Origin of the sequence: Psychrobacter sp. AOP31-B2-9, from assembly GCF_052378005.1 — a bacterium.
Taxonomy (GTDB): Bacteria; Pseudomonadota; Gammaproteobacteria; order Pseudomonadales; family Moraxellaceae; genus Psychrobacter.
The window spans coordinates 1-18,164 of sequence record NZ_JBQSXG010000064.1 but is presented as its reverse complement, the minus strand read 5'-3'; the positions used below and the strand labels follow the sequence as shown (position 1 = coordinate 18,164).

The 18,164-nt window shown below is 43.9% G+C and carries 12 protein-coding genes; 8 read left to right on the top strand and 4 right to left on the bottom strand.

What is annotated here, in order from left to right; genetic code table 11:
- Positions 1-323 precede the first annotated feature (323 nt).
- From ACT3SX_RS08790 to ACT3SX_RS08755, 8 genes are all read left to right on the top strand, one after another.
- Positions 324-1,127 (top strand): sulfite exporter TauE/SafE family protein, encoded by an 804-nt coding sequence (locus tag ACT3SX_RS08790; RefSeq protein ID WP_192520237.1) that lies wholly within the window; start codon positions 324-326, stop codon positions 1,125-1,127.
- Complete coding sequence (locus tag ACT3SX_RS08785) at positions 1,114-2,397, top strand: WG repeat-containing protein (RefSeq protein WP_192520233.1); 1,284 nt, start codon at positions 1,114-1,116, stop codon at positions 2,395-2,397. The genes ACT3SX_RS08790 and ACT3SX_RS08785 overlap by 14 nt, the downstream gene beginning before the upstream one ends.
- Positions 2,398-2,405: 8 nt before the next feature.
- Positions 2,406-3,563: a WG repeat-containing protein gene (locus ACT3SX_RS08780; protein WP_192520234.1), complete on the top strand. Its 1,158-nt coding sequence runs from the start codon at positions 2,406-2,408 to the stop codon at positions 3,561-3,563.
- Between the two features lie 104 nt (positions 3,564-3,667).
- The gene (locus ACT3SX_RS08775) at positions 3,668-7,639 is read left to right on the top strand and encodes an AAA family ATPase (RefSeq protein WP_442069725.1); all 3,972 of its coding nucleotides are present in this window, start codon (positions 3,668-3,670) and stop codon (positions 7,637-7,639) included.
- A gap of 426 nt (positions 7,640-8,065) precedes the next feature.
- Complete coding sequence (locus tag ACT3SX_RS08770) at positions 8,066-9,076, top strand: cell division protein ZipA C-terminal FtsZ-binding domain-containing protein (protein WP_442069723.1); 1,011 nt, start codon at positions 8,066-8,068, stop codon at positions 9,074-9,076.
- Positions 9,077-9,482: 406 nt separating this feature from the next.
- On the top strand, positions 9,483-11,534 hold the full coding sequence (ligA, locus tag ACT3SX_RS08765; RefSeq protein WP_442069721.1) for an NAD-dependent DNA ligase LigA: 2,052 nt from the start codon (positions 9,483-9,485) through the stop codon (positions 11,532-11,534).
- Positions 11,535-11,946: 412 nt separating this feature from the next.
- Complete coding sequence (locus tag ACT3SX_RS08760) at positions 11,947-12,492, top strand: RNA 2'-phosphotransferase (RefSeq protein ID WP_442069720.1); 546 nt, start codon at positions 11,947-11,949, stop codon at positions 12,490-12,492.
- A 225-nt stretch (positions 12,493-12,717) separates the two neighbouring features.
- Complete coding sequence (locus ACT3SX_RS08755) at positions 12,718-13,062, top strand: hypothetical protein (protein ID WP_442069719.1); 345 nt, start codon at positions 12,718-12,720, stop codon at positions 13,060-13,062.
- A 15-nt stretch (positions 13,063-13,077) separates the two neighbouring features.
- On the opposite strand, the gene ACT3SX_RS08750 is transcribed toward ACT3SX_RS08755, so the two are convergent.
- The 4 genes from ACT3SX_RS08750 to ACT3SX_RS08735 form a co-directional block, all read right to left on the bottom strand.
- The gene (locus ACT3SX_RS08750; RefSeq protein ID WP_192519053.1) at positions 13,078-13,626 is read right to left on the bottom strand and encodes a hypothetical protein; all 549 of its coding nucleotides are present in this window, start codon (positions 13,624-13,626) and stop codon (positions 13,078-13,080) included.
- Between the two features lie 129 nt (positions 13,627-13,755).
- Positions 13,756-14,184, bottom strand: coding sequence for a hypothetical protein (locus ACT3SX_RS08745; RefSeq protein WP_192519052.1), 429 nt, complete (start codon positions 14,182-14,184; stop codon positions 13,756-13,758).
- Positions 14,185-14,523: 339 nt separating this feature from the next.
- Positions 14,524-17,019, bottom strand: a complete 2,496-nt coding sequence (locus ACT3SX_RS08740; protein WP_442069718.1) for a YgiQ family radical SAM protein — start codon at positions 17,017-17,019, stop codon at positions 14,524-14,526.
- 237 nt (positions 17,020-17,256) lie between these two features.
- Entirely contained in the window at positions 17,257-18,030 is a 774-nt protein-coding gene (locus ACT3SX_RS08735; protein WP_442069716.1) for a hypothetical protein, read from the bottom strand.
- Positions 18,031-18,164: the final 134 nt, after the last annotated feature.

The window sequence follows — 18,164 nt, the reverse complement described above, 5'->3', positions numbered from 1 at the left end:
CGATAATCACTTCAAAGTGTTTGATATGGTGTTCTTTTACATCAATTATGGCTACGTCTGATGCCAGCATACTTTTTAGAACACCACCAATCTTTGATATACTGAACGATTTTCGATAGAGCGTCGCCTAGAGTATTTCATCAATTTATCTCATGTTAATGCTCATAATCTAATTGGTGACACACCCTAGAGTAGACAGCATAAAGATCGGGTTGTGATTTGGCAAATGTAATTAAGAACAAGCTATTAAGTACATAAACGGGCAAATCAGTCATACTAAAATACCGTTCAAACAGCAGAAGTGATAAAAGGCTAATTCGATGATGTTATATGTGTGGTTTGTGATTGCAGGAGCATTCGCTGGCGTCAGTGCTGGCTTGTTTGGCGTTGGCGGTGGCATGATTATCGTACCGGCACTGGTGTGGATTTTTACTGCCTATGGATTTTCACCAGAGGTTATTACCCATCTGGCGATTGGTACCTCACTGGCAACAATCGTTGTGACCTCGATTAGCTCACTCACAGCTCATAATAAGCGTGGCGGTGTCCGCTGGGAAGTGTGGCGAAAGATGGCATTGGGCTTGGTCATCGGTAGTTTGGTCGGCGCTGGTATCGCGGATATGATCGATGGCAAATTATTACAAGCCATTATCGGGGTTGGCGCGCTATTGGTCGCGTTAAAAATGCTGTTTTTTTCTAATAAAGAACAGTTGGGCAAGCCGCTGCCACCTGCTGGTATTCAGTTTGGTGCTGGTACGGGCATTGGTATGGCGTCTTCTATCTTCGGTATTGGTGGTGGTAGTTTGACTGTGCCGTTTTTGAATTGGGCTGGACTACCGATGAAGCAGTCAGTCGGTACGTCTGCGGCATGTGGTCTACCAATTGCATTGGCTGGCGCGGCAGGGTTTGCATGGTTCGGTCAAGACGTGGTCAATCTGCCTGAGGGCACGATAGGGTTTGTCCATATCACGGGATTTTTATGTATTTCAGTGGCTAGCTTTGCGATGGCAAAAGTCGGTGCCAAGCTCGCTCATGTATTGCCTGCCGCTATGCTTAAGCGAGCGTTTGGCGTGTTGTTAGTCTTTGCTGGTGGGCAGTTGTTATTGAGCGGGATTGGGATTATTTAACAGAATCACTGATCATACTGTTAAGTTGATGCAGTTTTTATATAAAGGAGCACAAGTGATAATCATAAGACATCAGGTTTTGAAGCTACTCATAGCCGCTACTGTTATACAAGGACTAACACTACAGCATGCGATTGCAGAAGAATGTACCAAGCCGCCAGTCGATGAAGGTATTTGGGCAAACTGCGTAGAATCAGGCGTCGCTATTGCACAAAAACAAGGCAAATATGGTTTAGTTGATAGTAGAGGAAATGTTGTTTCTGATTATCAGTACGACCATATCAGTAAGTTTTTCGATGGACTCGCTATTGCTACCAAAGAGGGTAAATGGGGATATGTTGATAGATCAGGAAAGCGCATTATTCCTCTTGAGTACGATAACGCTTGGGCGTTTAAGGAAGGTCTTGCTAGAGTTTTTAAGAATGGAAAAATGGGAGTGATTAACAAGTCTAATGAGTTAGTTGTACCTATAATCTATGAGGTGATAGCACCCTTTCATGACAATTTAGCGCTAGTTATTAAAAACAATAAAGTTGGATACATTGATCAGCATAATAAAGTACTTACTACCTTGGATTTTGAAAACGGTCGTAGCTTCGATAATGGTTTTGCATTTGTCCAGCAGTCGGGTAAATGGGGTGCTATAGATACTCAGGGAAGATTGGTTGTTCCTTATATTTATGATGAAATTGAACCGTTGTCTTCAGAAGAAACGAGCGTTTATAAGATAGAAAAAGATCGTATGTATGGATTAATGGATAAACAAACAAAGGTGATACTGCCTGCTAAATATAAGCCATTTTACCTTAGTTATGATGATGACTTGGAAAAGATTTCAAACGATGAGGGTGAGGGTGCCATAAATAGCCAAGGTATTGTAGTTGAACCTATCTATGATGATGTCTATATTCGAGGCAATATAATTATTGCAGAGTTAGCTGACAAGCATGGCATATTTGACAATAAGGGAGAGTTGATTGTTCCTTTTGAGTACGATGGTTACCGCTCTTTAGAAGGAAGTTTAGGATATTTGAAGCAAGGCGATAAAGTTGGCTTATTCAACAGTAACAGCAAGCAGATTACGCCCATAATATTTGATAAACTAAATATAGTGCGAGACACAAACTATAAATATATTGAGGCTAAAATCGATGATAAGTATGGATTTATTGATGATCAAGGTAACAATATTATTGAGATCAAATACGAGAGATGGAAAGCTTATCAGCTCAAAGATGCGTTGAAAAACAACCATAAAAATAATAAATAGGATGTGTAGTGAAAACAATCAAAACCTTTAGTCTATCTGTTATAAGCCTAGCACTTGTTTTTAGCTACTCATCAGGGGCTATGGCTACCGATTCTGATGTACAAGAAGCTAAGCGAGAACTAACTGCTGCGCCAGCAAGGTATCGTGGATGTAATCATATATCACCGACAGAGTGTAAAAAACTATTTCTCAATGAAGAAGTTTACCAGCAGGTTCTTAACAAATATGGCAGTGTACGTAAATACACAAACCATCTGATACAAGTTAGGGGTGATAGGGGCGAGGGTCTTATCGATAGTTCAGGTGAGATAGTCTTGCCTCTAGAGTATTCTTTCTATCCTACGCTTGATACTAGATACGATATTCCTAAACAAGTCGTGACCATTAGTAAAGATGATAAATATGGCTTATTAAATAAATTGGGCGAAATTGTCTTACCTATAAAGTACGATAGGATAGAAGAGATAGATGCTGAAGCAGATTATTTTTATGCTTTAGAGTTGGCAGATAAATACGGTTTGGCAAATAAATATGGCGAGATAATTTTACCTGCACTTTACGATTCTATTAGTCGTCGATTTTATTTGTCGGGTGGGATTTTGAAGAGAGATGAAAAATTTAGCTTAATTGATGCTCAGGGCAAAATAGTCCCATCTACGAGTTACGATAGTTTGAAGCCATTAGATGATGACCTACTATTAGCACGTATTAAAGAACGTTTCGGTGTAATAGATCAGCAAGGTCGAACTGTTGTGCCGTTAAAGTACCAAGAGATATCCTCATTTAATCATAATATTGCGTATGCTCAGTTAGAAGATAAATGGGGTCTTATTGATATTAGTGGCAAGGTGCTTGTGCCGTTTGAGTACGATGATATTGAAGATTTTGATGATAGTTCATATGCCGTCCGACAAAAAGGAAAGTGGGGTGTTATAAGACCAAATGGCACCACCATCATTCCATTAAAATATACTGAACTTCGTAATACGTATGATGGGTTCATTCGTGTAGGTAACGATTATAAAATGGGTATTATCAATTATCAAAATGAAATTGTACTACCTATTATGTATGATTATATTGGAGAATTTGATGATGGTAAATTTGATGTAAGCATCAAAGGAGAATCTTTCAAAGTAGATCAAACTGGTCAAAGGGTAGAATAGTTATCTATTAGCGATATTCAAGCTTGGTCAGTGATATACCCTAAAAATCCACCACAATTTCAGGTAGAATAGCCGCCTGTTTTTGCTAAGTTTACTGATTCTCCATGCGTCTAAAATCCCTAAAGCTGGCAGGCTTCAAATCCTTTGCCAATCCTACTACTTTTACCTTCCGCCATGGCATCACCGCCATCGTCGGGCCGAACGGCTGCGGCAAATCCAATGTGATTGATGCCATACGTTGGGTGCTGGGGGAGACCTCTGCCAAGCAGCTACGTGGTGGCGCGATGAGTGATGTTATCTTTGCTGGTACGCAAGATAAGGCAGCCAAAAGTGTCGCCAGTGTCGAGCTGACGTTTGAGCATACGCAAGATGAGCACACAGGTATTCGCCACGAGTTTAATTTGTACCAAGAGCTGTCCGTTCGTCGTCAGGTCAATAAAGAAGGACGCTCAGATTATTTCATCAATGGCACACGTTGTCGTCGCCGTGATGTGGTCGATGTGTTTTTGGGTACAGGGCTTGGTGCGCGTAGTTATGCGGTGATTGAGCAGGGTATGATTGGGCGTATTGTCGAATCCAGTCCTATGCAGCTGCGTGAGTTTATCGAAGAAGCGGCAGGAGTATCTCGCTATCAAGCGCGCCGCGAAGAAACACAGAAAAAACTAGAAAAAACACAAGAAAACCTAGCCCGTCTGCATGATATGCAAAGCGAGTTGGTCAGCCAACAAAAGCGCCTGTCGAGGCAAGCCGCCAGTGCGCAGCGCTACGAGGAGCTAGCGTTAACGCTTGCTGATATCAAGCAACAGCTCGCTATTCAGCAGCTGTATCAAGCCAAGCACACTCAGCAGCAGCAAAAACTAGCGCATGAACGCAGTGCTACTGAAGTCGCTAGCTTGCAAACTGACTATGAGACGCTAAAAGCGCAGCAAGATAAACTCGCCACACACATCAACCAAGAGCAATGGCTCAAGGACGATGCCCAAAGCGCTCATTATCAGCAGCAATTAAGCTATCAACAAGCTGAGCACGAGCTGAGCGATGCCCAATCACAATTGACCGTGATTGAGCAGCAGCTTACAAGCTTGGATCAACAGCGCACGCAAGCGGTTAGTGAGATTGATCGATTAAAAGCCGAGCAAGCGGAGCAGCAGAATATATTAGAGACGTTGCGTCCACAGCTGACTGAGTTGACGAGTAAACGTGACACGCATAAGCGCAACGAGCAACCGCTACAACGCGCATGGCATGACGCGCAAAACCAGCTGTCACGGCTACAAGATAATGTGCGTACGCTTGAGCAGCAGCAAGCTATTAATAGCCAAGCGCAAAAACGCCATCAGCAAAACCACAATAAGTGGCAGCGCCGCCAGCAAAACTGGCAAAATCTATGGCAGCAATTACAACAGTCCCTGTTACTATCAGCCTCTAACGATAAGGATAACTCTGACGAGCAATCTTCAACGGATATACAAAGCGTACAGCAGACGTTAGAGACCCAAGTTGTAGAATTGAATAAACAGCTACAGCAGATGACGCGCCAACAAGACAGCGTCGATGAGCGTCTGTCTGAACTACAACCGCAAGCGCATGATTTACAGCAGCGCTTGACTGCGCAGCAGCGTGAGTTAAGGGAGTGTGAGAAGCAGCACGCGGTATTGGCAAGTGAGTACGATACCTTGCATCAGATATTGCATCTAAAACCGACAGCTAAACCGCAACAGCAAGCAGCTATTTCTGAAGCCAGTAAGCCAGGAGCTAGTAAGTCAAAAGCCAGTTTAGAAAATAAAGCCAAAAACCGCTATGACGAGTTAGCCATTACCACCTTGCGTGAGCAGATTGAGCTAAGCGCACAAGGACAGCAGCATTCCGAGCTACTCGATAACGTACTATCATTGTGGCTAGACAGCCATGTGTTTACAGCAAAAACTTCTGGCACAGAAAAAGCGCGAAACAGCTCTGCAGACTCCGATAGTCTATGGTGTGAGCTTGAATCTAATCTAACGAATATCATTACCTATCAGACGGCACAGAATGAGCAGGCACATACGGAAGGTCAGTCTTCGGTAGAGAGCGGTCATAGCTTGTGGCTGTCTGCCAATCAAAACAAACCAAATGCAGCGGTATTTATCAATCAGTTGCCAGACAGCTTGATTGATAAAATAATGCCGTTGTCACAGCTGATTACTCAGCCAGTATTGGCGCTGTGGCAGCATTGTTATCTATATATAGCACAATCAGAAGCGAGCGCTCAGCATAGCCTAGAAGCGCTTGCTGATATCTTAAAATCACTGCCACCGTCAGCTATCTTGCTCACCACAGACGGTTGGCTCATCAGTCGTCAGGGGACGATTAACCTGAGTAAATTCACAGGTGCGCAAGCGGGTCAAAGTGACAGTAATAGTCAGTTTTTAACCCAGCGTTTGCAGCAGCGTAATCGTTTGCAAGCATTAGAAGACTTACTTGATGAGTTTGAAACCAAGATAGACACGCAGCAAAAAACCATTACAAAGCACCAACGCGACTATGATGCACTAACGATCAATTTAGAAGAAACGCGAGCACAAGCTGAGCAATTGACCCGTGATAAGCATAAATGTCAGCAGCAGCTCACCACACAGCGCGCCAATGCTGAGCGCTTACAAGCAGACAGCCTACGACTCATGGCGGATAAGTCAGATCTTGAGCAAGAGCAATTAGAGTTAGCGCAGGAGGAGCAAACGCTGATTGATGAGCAGCAGCATATTCAGCATGAACTAGCAGCGCTAACACCACAAATAGCAGAAGCACGAGCATTGAGTCAGCAATTACAAGCTGAGCGCAGTGAGCTCAATCGTAGCCGCCAAGCGGATGATGATGCATGGCAAGCACTACAGTTACGTATCCAGCAGAGTGAGATGCGTTTGGAGCATAGCGCTAGTGGCCTTACGCGAGCGATTGAACAACACGACAAGTCATTGCAGAGTGAGCAGCAGCTAAAAGCGAGTCATCAGAAACAGCAAGATAAGCTACCAGACTTGCAATCAGTATTACAGACGGCGCAGACAGCCCGAGATAAGCAGCAAGTGCTATTAACAGAACGAGACACTGCGTTGGCTGCGCTAAAGCAAGACTATGCGCAGCAGCAGACAGCGTTAGACAGCTTGCAAAATACGCTACAAGTTCAGCAAGGTCAGCTTGCAAACCACGCTACTGAGTTAGCGCTCAGTATGGCGCGGTTGGACGACGCCAGCACTCATACGCATGACGCTCTAGAAGCGTATTATAAGGTGAGCCATCAATATCAATCGCCATCAGAGTCAGCACAGCATCCGCAGCAAAAAGTGAGCGTTTCAAACTTGCTTGCTGATTTTATCGTGCATGATCGCCGTGTGCGTCCAGATAAAATCGTAGAGCTAGAGGCTGAACGTACCAAGATTGAGCAGCAGTTGGGTAAGATAGGTGCGGTGAATTTAGCAGCGGTGGCAGAGTTGGCGGAGGTTAATGAACGACTAGAGCCATTGGCGCAGCAGACAACGGATATTGCGGCGAGTATGCAGACGCTAACGGCTGCGATTGAGTCGATTGACGAGACCACCAAGACGCTGTTTATGCAGACGCTCGATGCCGTTAATACTGAGCTTGCCAATTTATTTGCCAAAGTCTTCGGCGGCGGACAAGCCAGTTTAACGCTCAATACTGACGATATGCCTGTCAATGCACCAAGATCAGAGCAGTGGCGCGCCGGATTAACCTTAATGGCACAGCCAAAGGGTAAGCGTAATAGTCGCCTTGCTGTATTGTCAGGTGGTGAGAAAACGCTCACCGCGCTGAGTTTGATTTTTGCAATATTTAAGCAGCATCCAGCGCCATTCTGTGTGCTCGATGAAGTCGATGCGCCACTTGATGATGCCAATGTCGAACGCTTTACCAGCTTGATTCATGAATTAGCAGATGATTTGCAGTTTATTTTTATCAGTCATAATAAATTAACGATGCAAATTGCCGATGAGCTAAAAGGTATCACCATGCCCAGTGCAGGTGTTTCTACGTTAGTCAGCGTCTCGCTAGATGAAGCAGCACGTTATATTACTGAATAGCCAAATAAATTGATAACTGACAAGCCGCTGCTAGTGGTATAGTTATAGGCAGTGAGCGACTAAATGGTTACGATGTAACCCTCTCTAAATGTACCACCTGCAGTTCGCTACCTTATATCCGTTTTGGTATTTTTTGACTATATATTCAATTATCTATATATTTAGTCGTCTATATGCTTAGTCATCTATTAAGTTAGATACGGTATCAGTGCTGTTCAGTGAAGTGCTTATAGACAGTCGCTCGGCTTGTTTGAATCCAAATGATAGTGAGATTATTATATCGCCAAGGTTATCACGTTACACAATTATGTCAGGCTGACGGTAAACGATGACTATATGATGACGATATTAATTAGCCATGCTAGACTATTGCCAATTATTCCCTCTTGTGTAATCCCTTTTGTCATATATTAGGATGTATTTCTCATGACCGCTATTCAGTTTATATTGATCGCCATTGCCGCATTTATTATGCTTGCAGGGTTGTTTATGGTCATTCGTAGCTTTAAGCGTCGCAAACACGCCGAAACTACTGCGGTCAACTATGATAAAAATGGTATTCCTATCATACCGCGTCATGAACGAAATATTGTCGACCAGCCTGATCTTGATGACACGGTCGCTGGTGAGACCAGTATTGGCCCTGACCGTGAGTATCTAAATGCGGTGATTGAAGAAGAGCCGTTAACCCATAGTGACGCCAATGCCAATATCTTGCAAGGTCAAGGCGCAGCTAACCATGACATTAATGCTTATACGAACGACGCCGAATATGCAGGCTGGCAAGCAGATCAGCAGCGTAGTGACGATGCTGAGTTTGTAGCAACTGCTGAACAGATGCATATCGAGCAAGAGCCAGACGCGTTTTCTAGCTTGATGTCGGCAACTGAAAGTTTGATGCCATCTATTGATACGGTCGCAGAGCCAAGTTTTGATGATAACAGTCCTATTCTCGATCAGCATTTATCAGAGTCTGTTGATGAAGCGCAAAATGGTCCATTGATTAACGCCAAAGACAATATCAATATTACTATCTTGCCTCACCAGTATCGTGACCGTCCAATCTCGATTATCCGCGGTCGCGATTTATTAAAGCTGATTGATAAGTACGGTTTGCGTTATGGTGCGATGAATATGTTTCATCGCTATGAGCAAAAAGACGGTACAGGCATGCTGTGGTTCAGTATGATGGGCATCACCGATAACGGTATTGCACCTTTTGATCCGCATAGTGTCGCGACCAATACTTATAATGGTTTGGTGGTGTTTTTATCATTACCGCATCCACAAGCCGTGCGCAGCTTTGATAGTATGATGAGTATTGCTTATATGATGGCAAGCGATTTGGACGCGATTATACTAGATGAAGAGAACGAGCCAATCACCCCTGAATACAAGCAGCAGCTACGTAACCAAGTGCGTGACTATGAAGGTTAAAAACTTGAAGGTTAAGAGGTTAAACGATAAAAAAACTGATTAAACCTAATTGATAACAGTAGCATTAAAAAGGCAAATAGCGATTTACGTTATTTGCCTTTTTTAATGCGCCCTCATTTCTGCAAAATGCTAGAGTCGGTTCAAGATATAGTTGATTCCAAATATTTTCGATACAAGGAAGCCGAGTGCAAGCTATACATTAGTATGGTTAGTGAGGATGACGATGTAGCGGATTTATATGGATTTGACTATAATTTAGATACAAGGAAGGTGAGTGAAAGTACTGCACATAGTAGACTGAGCGAGCCTGACACAGTATCTGATTTATATGGGATTGACTATACCGAGTCTCTTACAAACTTGCTATCATATCGTCATCTTGAATTGCAAACAAAAGACGCTGACTATGACTGACTCTACCTTACCAAATACTGCTCATAACGATATCGTTGTGCAAATGCGCACGCTGATTGATACTCTAAAGACGCATAATTATGCGTATTACGTACTAGATAACCCCATCTTAGAAGACAGCGAATACGATCAATTGCGTCGTTCTTTGGTCGCGTTAGAAGAGTCACATCCAGAACTTATACAGCCAGACAGTCCGGTTAATCAAGTGGGCGACATGCCATTGTCTGCCTTTACCCAAGTGACCCACGATATTCCCATGTTATCTCTGGGCAATGTCTTTGATTATGACGAGCTACATACCTTTATCCGCCGTGTGAATGACCGTTTGAGTGATGCACAGCAAAACCCAGAGTATGAGATGGAGTTAAAGCTTGATGGCTTAGCCGTATCGTTAAAATATGCGCATGGTAAGTTTGTACAAGCCGTTACGCGTGGTGATGGGCAAACGGGGGAGGACATTACTCAAAATGCCAAAACCATTCGTAATTTGCCATTGTGGATAGCTGATGCCGCTGATATCGAGCTGTTAGAAGTACGTGGTGAAGTGCTGATGCCCAAAGCGGGGTTTGAGCGTCTGAACCGTTTGGCATTAGAGAAGGATGAAAAAACTTTTGCCAATCCACGCAATGCTGCCGCTGGGAGCTTACGCCAGTTAGACCCAGCCATCGCCGCCAGTCGTCCATTGGCATTTTATGCTTACTCTATCAATCAAGGACTGCCTGAGACCATCGAAACGCAGTCAGCAGGCTTGGCGTGGTTAAAAGACTTGGGCTTTACCGTTAGCGCTGTGGAAGTGGTCAAAACCCCACGCGCCGCTCAGACCTACTATGAGTCAGTGATTGAGGGCCGTGCTGATTTGCCGTTTGAGATTGATGGCATGGTGATAAAGGTAAATAGCCTATCATTGCAGCAGCAGCTTGGGTTTTTGTCACGTGAGCCGCGTTGGGCAACTGCTTATAAATTCCCTGCCGAAACAGTCATGACGCGTCTAAACGATATCGAATGGCAAGTAGGACGTACAGGTCAGATCACACCAGTGGGCAAGCTCGAACCTGTCAAAGTGGGCGGCGTCACGGTCAGCAATGTCACCTTGCATAACTTTGGCGAGATTCAGCGTTTGGACGTGCGAGCGGGCGATATGATCAGCGTACACCGTGCTGGTGATGTCATCCCCAAAGTCACCCGCGTCTGGCATGAGCAGCGTCCAGCAGACTCCACACCAGTGACACTGCCATCTACTTGCCCTGTCTGCGACTCGCCTGTGGTGCTGCCAGAAGATGAAGCACTGGCACGCTGTACTGGCGGCCTATTTTGCCCAGCGCAGCAGACCGAGGCACTCATTCACTTTGTCTCGCGTCGGGCGATGGATATTGATGGACTTGGTGCAAGTTGGCTGATTAGCTTCTTTGAGCATGGTCTGGTCAAAACCGTCGCTGATATTTATCAATTGCACAATCATGTAGATGAGCTATTAACATTAGAAAAACTGGGTGAAAAATCGGTACAAAATATCATCAACGCTATCGAAGCCAGCAAGCACACGACATTGGCTCGCTTTATTTATGCACTCGGTATACGCGGTGTCGGTGAAGGTACGGCACAAAACTTTGCCCAGCAATTTGGTGACCTCGATAGCCTGATGGCAGCCAGTATCGAAACCCTGATTAAAACCCCTGACGTTGGCACTATCACTGCCGAGCTGGCTTATGAGTTTTTCCGTGCACCGCACAATATAGAGGTGATTAATTCGCTGCTAGACGCTGGCGTGCATTGGGATAAGGTCGAGCAAGTCGCCTCAGAAGGGCTACCACTCGATGGGCAAACGTGGGTCATCACGGGTGCGCTCGATAGCATGGCGCGAGATGAAGCCAAAGCCAAACTACAAGCTCTCGGTGCAAAAGTCTCAGGCAGCATCTCGGCAAAAACCACGGCGTTACTGGCAGGCGAAAAAGCTGGCTCCAAACTGATCAAAGCAGAAAAGCTAGGCGTGAAAGTTGTGGGTGAGGATGAGTTTTTGGTGTTGGTTGGGAATGAAAACCGTTAAAAAATTGCACTGCTAACTGCGAGCATGGCTCTTGTCTTGCGCTGGGCAAAACAGTGTTTTGCTTATTCCTCCTCAGGTTCGCAAGTGAAAATCCCTTAGAGGGGACTTTCTGGTTAGGTCATACTTTAATAACATGCTCGTTCCTAGCGCAAGTGAAAAAGATAAAGATTTAAAAGCATGGCCTCAGCATTGAGTTCTTTCAAAATGGGCAAATATGCGGGTCATGAGCTGTTATCCTTTAATAATTCACTCGGCGCTCGTCCATCGCGTACAGTTTTCGTCTTCCGCTTTAGTAGGGAGTCACGGTTGCTTTACTCATTCACGCAAGAATAAGCACTTTGCATATTTTTTAGTAGGGCACGCCCAGCACACCTTGAAAAACAAACTACTCTAATTGACCTGAAAAATACTCATGAAAAACAATACCGAAACCAGTAAGTTCTTAAGCTATATTTTACGACATGAGCCTGACTCCATAGGTCTGGTACTTAGTAGTGACGGCTGGGCTGATATCAATGAACTGATGCAATTAGCCAATACGTCAGGCAATAATATTATGTTAGAGCAAATTCATTCTATCGTAGAAAGTGATAAGAAAGGACGTTTTTCAATTTCTGACGATGGTCAGTATATAAGAGCTGTGCAAGGTCACTCTTTAAAGACGGTAGACTTGAATCTAAAAGAAACAACGCCTCCTGCAAACTTGCTTCATGGTACGGCTCAACGTTTTATAGAAAACATCAACAACGAAGGACTCGTATCTCAAAAAAGACAATATGTTCATTTGACGGAAGATTATGATACCGCAACAAAAACAGGCATGCGCTATGGCAAGCCTGTTGTATTAAGTATTGATAGCCATAAAATGCAAGAAGAAGGTTATAAGTTTTATCAAGCAGAAAACAATGTTTGGCTTACTTTGGCAGTGCCGCCAGCGTACATCACTATTCATAAATAGTATGAGTAGTAACCTCATGATAAACAAAAATGTTGAGCATGAAAGACGCAGTGTAGTCAGTGCTTTTGCGCTTTGATCTACCTGTATTCAGGCCTGAGACTCTGCCTAAAGCATATAAATAGTGCAAGTCATATAAATCATGCTATGAAGTCTGTGACAGTATGTAATAAGTCTCCTACAAGCAGTACACTGGTCAGTTAGCATAATTTTTAGGTAATTAGAGCAATGCAAAAGATAGCTTTTTTGATAAAAAAATTGAGTAGTATGATGAAAAGTCTGCTGCTTTATGCTGGAAGCATTATCACAATAGTGATGACTTATGCTTTCTTATATTCTGCTTTTGTCTTTACGTATTATCCCAAACAAATGCAAAAGTTTTGTGATTCCATCGAAAAAGGCGATTTAATACAAGATATCAAAAAACAAGCTGATGACAATAACTTTGAATATTCAGAAAATATTCAATCCAAAGTCTTAATATCCGATACTAGAACGATGGGAAGATCGACTTGTTTTATTAGTTATAAAGATGATGGACAGGTATCTGATACGTCTTATATGAATGACTAATGTCAATCTTAACCTCTACTCAGCCATCTCTCCATGCCCTTCAACATCACTTTTCTTACCATCAGGTTTGATCTCAATCGGCAATACCAGCCCTTTCGCAAAATCATCAGACAACACATAATCGTAGCTGCTAGCAGCGACATCAGGCGTAGTATGAATGATAAGCGTCATGTCCTCGCCATCGGTTAGCTCATGTGAGACATAGGTCTCGCTTAGCTGATCCAATATTTTGGACAGTGCTTCATTGCTGGCCATACTTACCGTCAGGTTATGTTGAGCGGTAGCAGTGTCCACTTTGAAAAAATCTGCATAATCGCGCACATTTTTACTATCGATGGCAAATGGATATTTGTAGCTAGTCATCTCAGCAGCTGCTTCATCGCTTGCGACTAGAGACCAGTCAACAGTGTTACTCGCAGTCGTTGCTGCATCTTGTGTAGTGGTCGCTGCCGTTTCAGAGTTTGGTTCGGTCGTCTCAGTACTTTTGTCACACCCTGTCAAACCCATTAGTACCAATACACTTGCAGTAGCGATTACTTTCATACTCATCAGACGCTTAGCCATCGATATATCCTTTATACGGTTAATCATAAATCACTTTATAGTGCTGCTAAAATAATAAAACTCAAAAAAACAGCCACCATATGATGACTGATGAACGTTTATCATCGCTCTTTGTGTATGACGCTGTTATTAGATTTGGCAGCTTACGTGGTATTCCGTACCATCGGCCCATTTAATGGCAAAGATACCTTTGTCTTCTTTCATATGCCATGCGTAGACCGCGTCTGGGCTTGAGTCATTGACATAGCTGGCGACATGATCTTGCGCTTCACCATTTAAGATAACTGGCTGTGACGCCCATTTTACTTTAGGCAATGTCACGTTCAGCATGACTTGTTTTTTATTGATAGATTGTTTTGCCGTGATGATGCTGTCATCCGTACAAGTATAAGGCGCTGGTGCCATACGATCGTAAGCGGCACTAGGCATAGTCTCTGATGTAGGTGTGTCTGACTCAGGCACGTCTGATGTATTTGGAGTAGTCGGAGCAGTAGTCGCACAAGCGCTTAATAGGGCGAGGGCAGGTAGAGCTGCGACAATTTTAGTAAGGGTATTCATGGTTTTCTCCAAAGATATAGACGGTATCATGTAATTATATTTAAGTATGCGTTAAGCTTATAGCTATATAGTACCCAAAACGAACCTAGGGAAATGTTAGAAATTGTTTGTTACATGTTTGCTTTGTCACACAATCGCTGACTAATGTAATGTCTCATTTTGAGTGTGTTGGAAGACAATTAAAATAGTGGATGATACGGGCTAAAAGTGATCTCTCACACATAAAAAAGCGCCTATCGACATATGAATCGATAGGCGCTTTTTTGTTTCATTGAGCATTATTAAAACAAGGTAGCTAAGGTATGCTCATGGGTGCGAGCGCATCTTAACTACCTATAATCATTTGGTTTTGCGCGGTGGCAGACCCGTATGCTGGGTTTGAAAGTTGCCTTTATTGACACGTTTCTTAGCGTTTTTACTGACTGTGTTTTTACCCGCAGCCCCTTTTTTAGCAGCTGCTTTATTGCTTGAAGAACCGTTACTACGTTTGACCGAATCATTACCCAAGCGACTGTTTTTCTTGCGTGCTGATTGATAACTGTCTTGAGCGGCATCACGTCCTTCTAGATGGGCATTAAATGGCGGAATCAAGCAACCACGATTTTTACCAATCAAATCACTACGGCCCATGTCTTGTAAGGCTTTACGTAGCATTACCCAGTTTTTTGGATCATGATAGCGCAAAAACGCTTTATGCAGTTTACGCTGCTTGCCAGATTTGACAATATCCATGTCACCTTCAGCACGGCTCACTTTATGTAATGGATCTTTGTGCGTATGGTACATGGTAGTCGCTGTCGCCATTGGACTAGGATAAAATGCCTGTACTTGGTCAGCGCGGTAGCCATGGCTTTTTAGCCAAAGCGCAAGGTTCATCATGTCTTCATCTTTGGTGCCGGGATGCGCCGCGATGAAATAAGGAATCAGGTATTGCTCTTTGCCAGCTTCTTGGCTGTACTGCTCAAACATGGCTTTGAATTTATCGTATGAGCCCATACCCGGCTTCATCATTTTTGATAGTACGTTGTCTTCTGAATGTTCTGGGGCAATCTTTAGATAACCACCGACATGATGGCTGACCAACTCTTTGACGTATTCAGGGTCTTTTACTGCCAAGTCATAACGCAGTCCAGAGGCAATAAGAATCTTTTTCACACCTTTAATATCACGCGCTTTGCGATATAGCTTAGTCAAATTACTGTGGTCAGTAATTAGGTTTTCGCAGACGTCAGGATAGACACAAGACGGCTTACGGCAGTTCTTTTCAATCGTCTCATCTTTACAGTTTAGACGATACATATTGGCAGTTGGACCACCAAGGTCAGATATCACACCAGTGAAGTTAGGCGCAGTATCACGGATAGCTTCGACTTCACGCAGGATTGAGTCTTCTGAGCGGTTTTGGATAATACGACCTTCGTGCTCAGTGATTGAGCAGAACGTACAACCGCCGAAACAGCCGCGCATAATATTGACCGAAAACTTAATCATGTCATAAGCAGGGATACGCGCACCACCATAGCTTGGATGCGGCAGACGTGCATAAGGCAGATCGAACACATAATCCATCTCTTCGGTCGAGAGTGGCACTGGTGGTGGATTCAGCCACACATCGATTGAAGTATGCGAGTTACCCGCACCGCTACTATGACGCTGCACGAGCGCACGGGCATTACCAGGATTGGTCTCAAGGTGCAGGATACGGTTGGCATGAGCATAAAGCACTGGGTCAGATTTGACGTGTTCATAATCAGGCAGACGAATGACAGTTTGCTCACGTGGCGGCATTTTTAGCTTATGCTTGCGCGCCGTCATCGGCTTATTATTTCTTCCTTTGGCAGTATCAAAGCCGCGCATTTGCACTACTTGGGTATCGGTGTCTACTTGCTCTGCGTTGATGACTTTTTGGGTGACAGGCTCGGCCACAAAGCCTTGATATTGTGATGACATGGATGACATAGACGACGGCATGGCCTGCCCAACGGGCGAGTCGCTTGGTTTTTCTTGCTCAATTGAGCACTGATCGACATCTTCTGTCATCACATAAGGATTAATAATCGGATCCACACGACCGACTGTATCGACATCATTACTGGCGACTTCTGTCATACCTTTTTGCCAATGGCGGCGTGTCGGCGTCAACAGGTACGACGTACCACGCAGCTTACTCATTTGCTCAAAGCTATAGCCTTTTGCCAAGCCATGTACCACATCGACGATGGCGCGCTCAGCATTACCATATAATAAAACATCGGCACGCGCATCCATTAAGATACTACGGCGTACTTTATCTGACCAGTAATCATAATGAGCGATGCGGCGTAGGCTGCCTTCGATACCACCTAAGATGATAGGCACATCAGGATAGGCTTCGCGGCAGCGCTGGCTATAGACGATAGCGGCACGGTCAGGACGTTTATTGGCGACATTACCTGGAGAGTAGGCGTCATCGCTACGAATCTTGCGATCGGCTGTATAGCGGTTGATCATGCTGTCCATGTTGCCTGCGGTCACGCCATAAGCATAAACAGGTTTGCCCAATTCCATAAAGGCGTCTTTGCTCTTCCAGTCTGGCTGGGCAATGATACCCACGCGAAACCCTTGCGACTCTAGCAGACGTCCAATGATCGCCATGCCAAAGCTTGGGTGATCGACATAAGCGTCACCTGAAACGATAATGACATCACAGGCATCCCAGCCTAGATCGTCCATTTCTTTGCGACTCATAGGCAGATATGGTGCAGGCTCGTAGCAGCTCGCCCAGTGTTTGTCGTAATCGTAAAGAGGTTTTGTGCCTTGTTTAAAGGCGGTGCGGGCGATGGTATCAGCTGACATGGGCGGACCTGTTGAATAGAAAATGGCACTAAAAAAAGCCGTTATTTATTAAAAATATTAACGGCTTATTTAAAAGTGCTCATTTTAACATGAATTCAACTCATGATGTCATAACGATTAGCGATAAGTCATTGATAGCGTAAGATAATCTATAAAAAAAGGCTTCCAAATTTTTAGAAACCTTTTTTATTTAACCCGTTATTCTTGATGTACCCTGTCATAAGTACAGAAAACTAACTACTCTAATAGCTGAAGTGGGAAAGTAACCACGTCAAACGCTAGGGCAAAGGGTAGCAATACGAGCTTTTGCGCCGTGTTTGCACCGCTACTAGACACATGGCTTTGCGTGGTTTCTGAATAAAAGCTCACCATATAAGGCTTAGATAAAGCGCGATAATTTGACTGAATCATGCTCAAATTACTGACTTGCGGATAGATAGCGCCTTTGACAGGGACGCTAAAACAAAAGCGTTGAGCATTGATGCGTTTGTCACTGGCTGAGGTACATTCTGTACCACCATTCTGTAAAAAGAACTGATAATCAGAACGTTTAAATTCGTCTTTTAACTTGGCATAAGAGAGCTTCATCTCTCCTTGGAAATACCCATCGTTGTTCGGCACATAAAAGTTCATATCGTTATCGACTTGGATGTTTTTAGGCGTCAAGCTACCTAGTAAGCTGATCATCTCTGTCCCACCTTGGCTCAGCACATAGCTGTTTTTCTCACCAACGATAACCATGGATGCATTTGGCATTTTTGGCAACGCTTGCGCAGGACGACCAAAAGCGATGATTTGATCTTCAGACAATACATTTTTTGTGGTACTCGTACTGCTATAACTGTCTTTTTCCAATAATGAGCTGGTGGCGCAGCCCGATGTTACGAGCAATGCTGCCAATGAGGCACTCATAATTACTGTTTTGGTATTGAATTTAGTTGATAGTGCAGTAGTGCGCTTGTTGCTAGTGCTTTTTGGTTTGTCTGAAGGTGTGCCTTTATGCTGAGTCATGCTTTGGTTCCTTGTCTAAGATAAGTGACTATCATCAATCCTTTATAAATTGGATACGGTATCAGCTTTGCTGAGTCTACTATGTGTAGTGCTTGCACTCAGCTTTCTTGTTTCTTGTACCCAAATTATATTGA

What these genes read in the sequence shown, in the direction of transcription:
- ACT3SX_RS08790 (WP_192520237.1), top strand. Translation starts at nt 324, where the DNA reads ATGTTATATGTGTGGTTTGTGATTGCAGGAGCATTCGCTGGCGTCAGT.
- ACT3SX_RS08775 (WP_442069725.1), top strand. Translation starts at nt 3,668, where the DNA reads ATGCGTCTAAAATCCCTAAAGCTGGCAGGCTTCAAATCCTTTGCCAAT.
- ACT3SX_RS08770 (WP_442069723.1), top strand. Translation starts at nt 8,066, where the DNA reads ATGACCGCTATTCAGTTTATATTGATCGCCATTGCCGCATTTATTATG.
- ligA (WP_442069721.1), top strand. Translation starts at nt 9,483, where the DNA reads ATGACTGACTCTACCTTACCAAATACTGCTCATAACGATATCGTTGTG.
- ACT3SX_RS08760 (WP_442069720.1), top strand. Translation starts at nt 11,947, where the DNA reads ATGAAAAACAATACCGAAACCAGTAAGTTCTTAAGCTATATTTTACGA.
- ACT3SX_RS08755 (WP_442069719.1), top strand. Translation starts at nt 12,718, where the DNA reads ATGCAAAAGATAGCTTTTTTGATAAAAAAATTGAGTAGTATGATGAAA.
- ACT3SX_RS08750 (WP_192519053.1), bottom strand. Translation starts at nt 13,626, where the DNA reads ATGGCTAAGCGTCTGATGAGTATGAAAGTAATCGCTACTGCAAGTGTA.
- ACT3SX_RS08745 (WP_192519052.1), bottom strand. Translation starts at nt 14,184, where the DNA reads ATGAATACCCTTACTAAAATTGTCGCAGCTCTACCTGCCCTCGCCCTA.
- ACT3SX_RS08740 (WP_442069718.1), bottom strand. Translation starts at nt 17,019, where the DNA reads ATGTCAGCTGATACCATCGCCCGCACCGCCTTTAAACAAGGCACAAAA.
- ACT3SX_RS08735 (WP_442069716.1), bottom strand. Translation starts at nt 18,030, where the DNA reads ATGACTCAGCATAAAGGCACACCTTCAGACAAACCAAAAAGCACTAGC.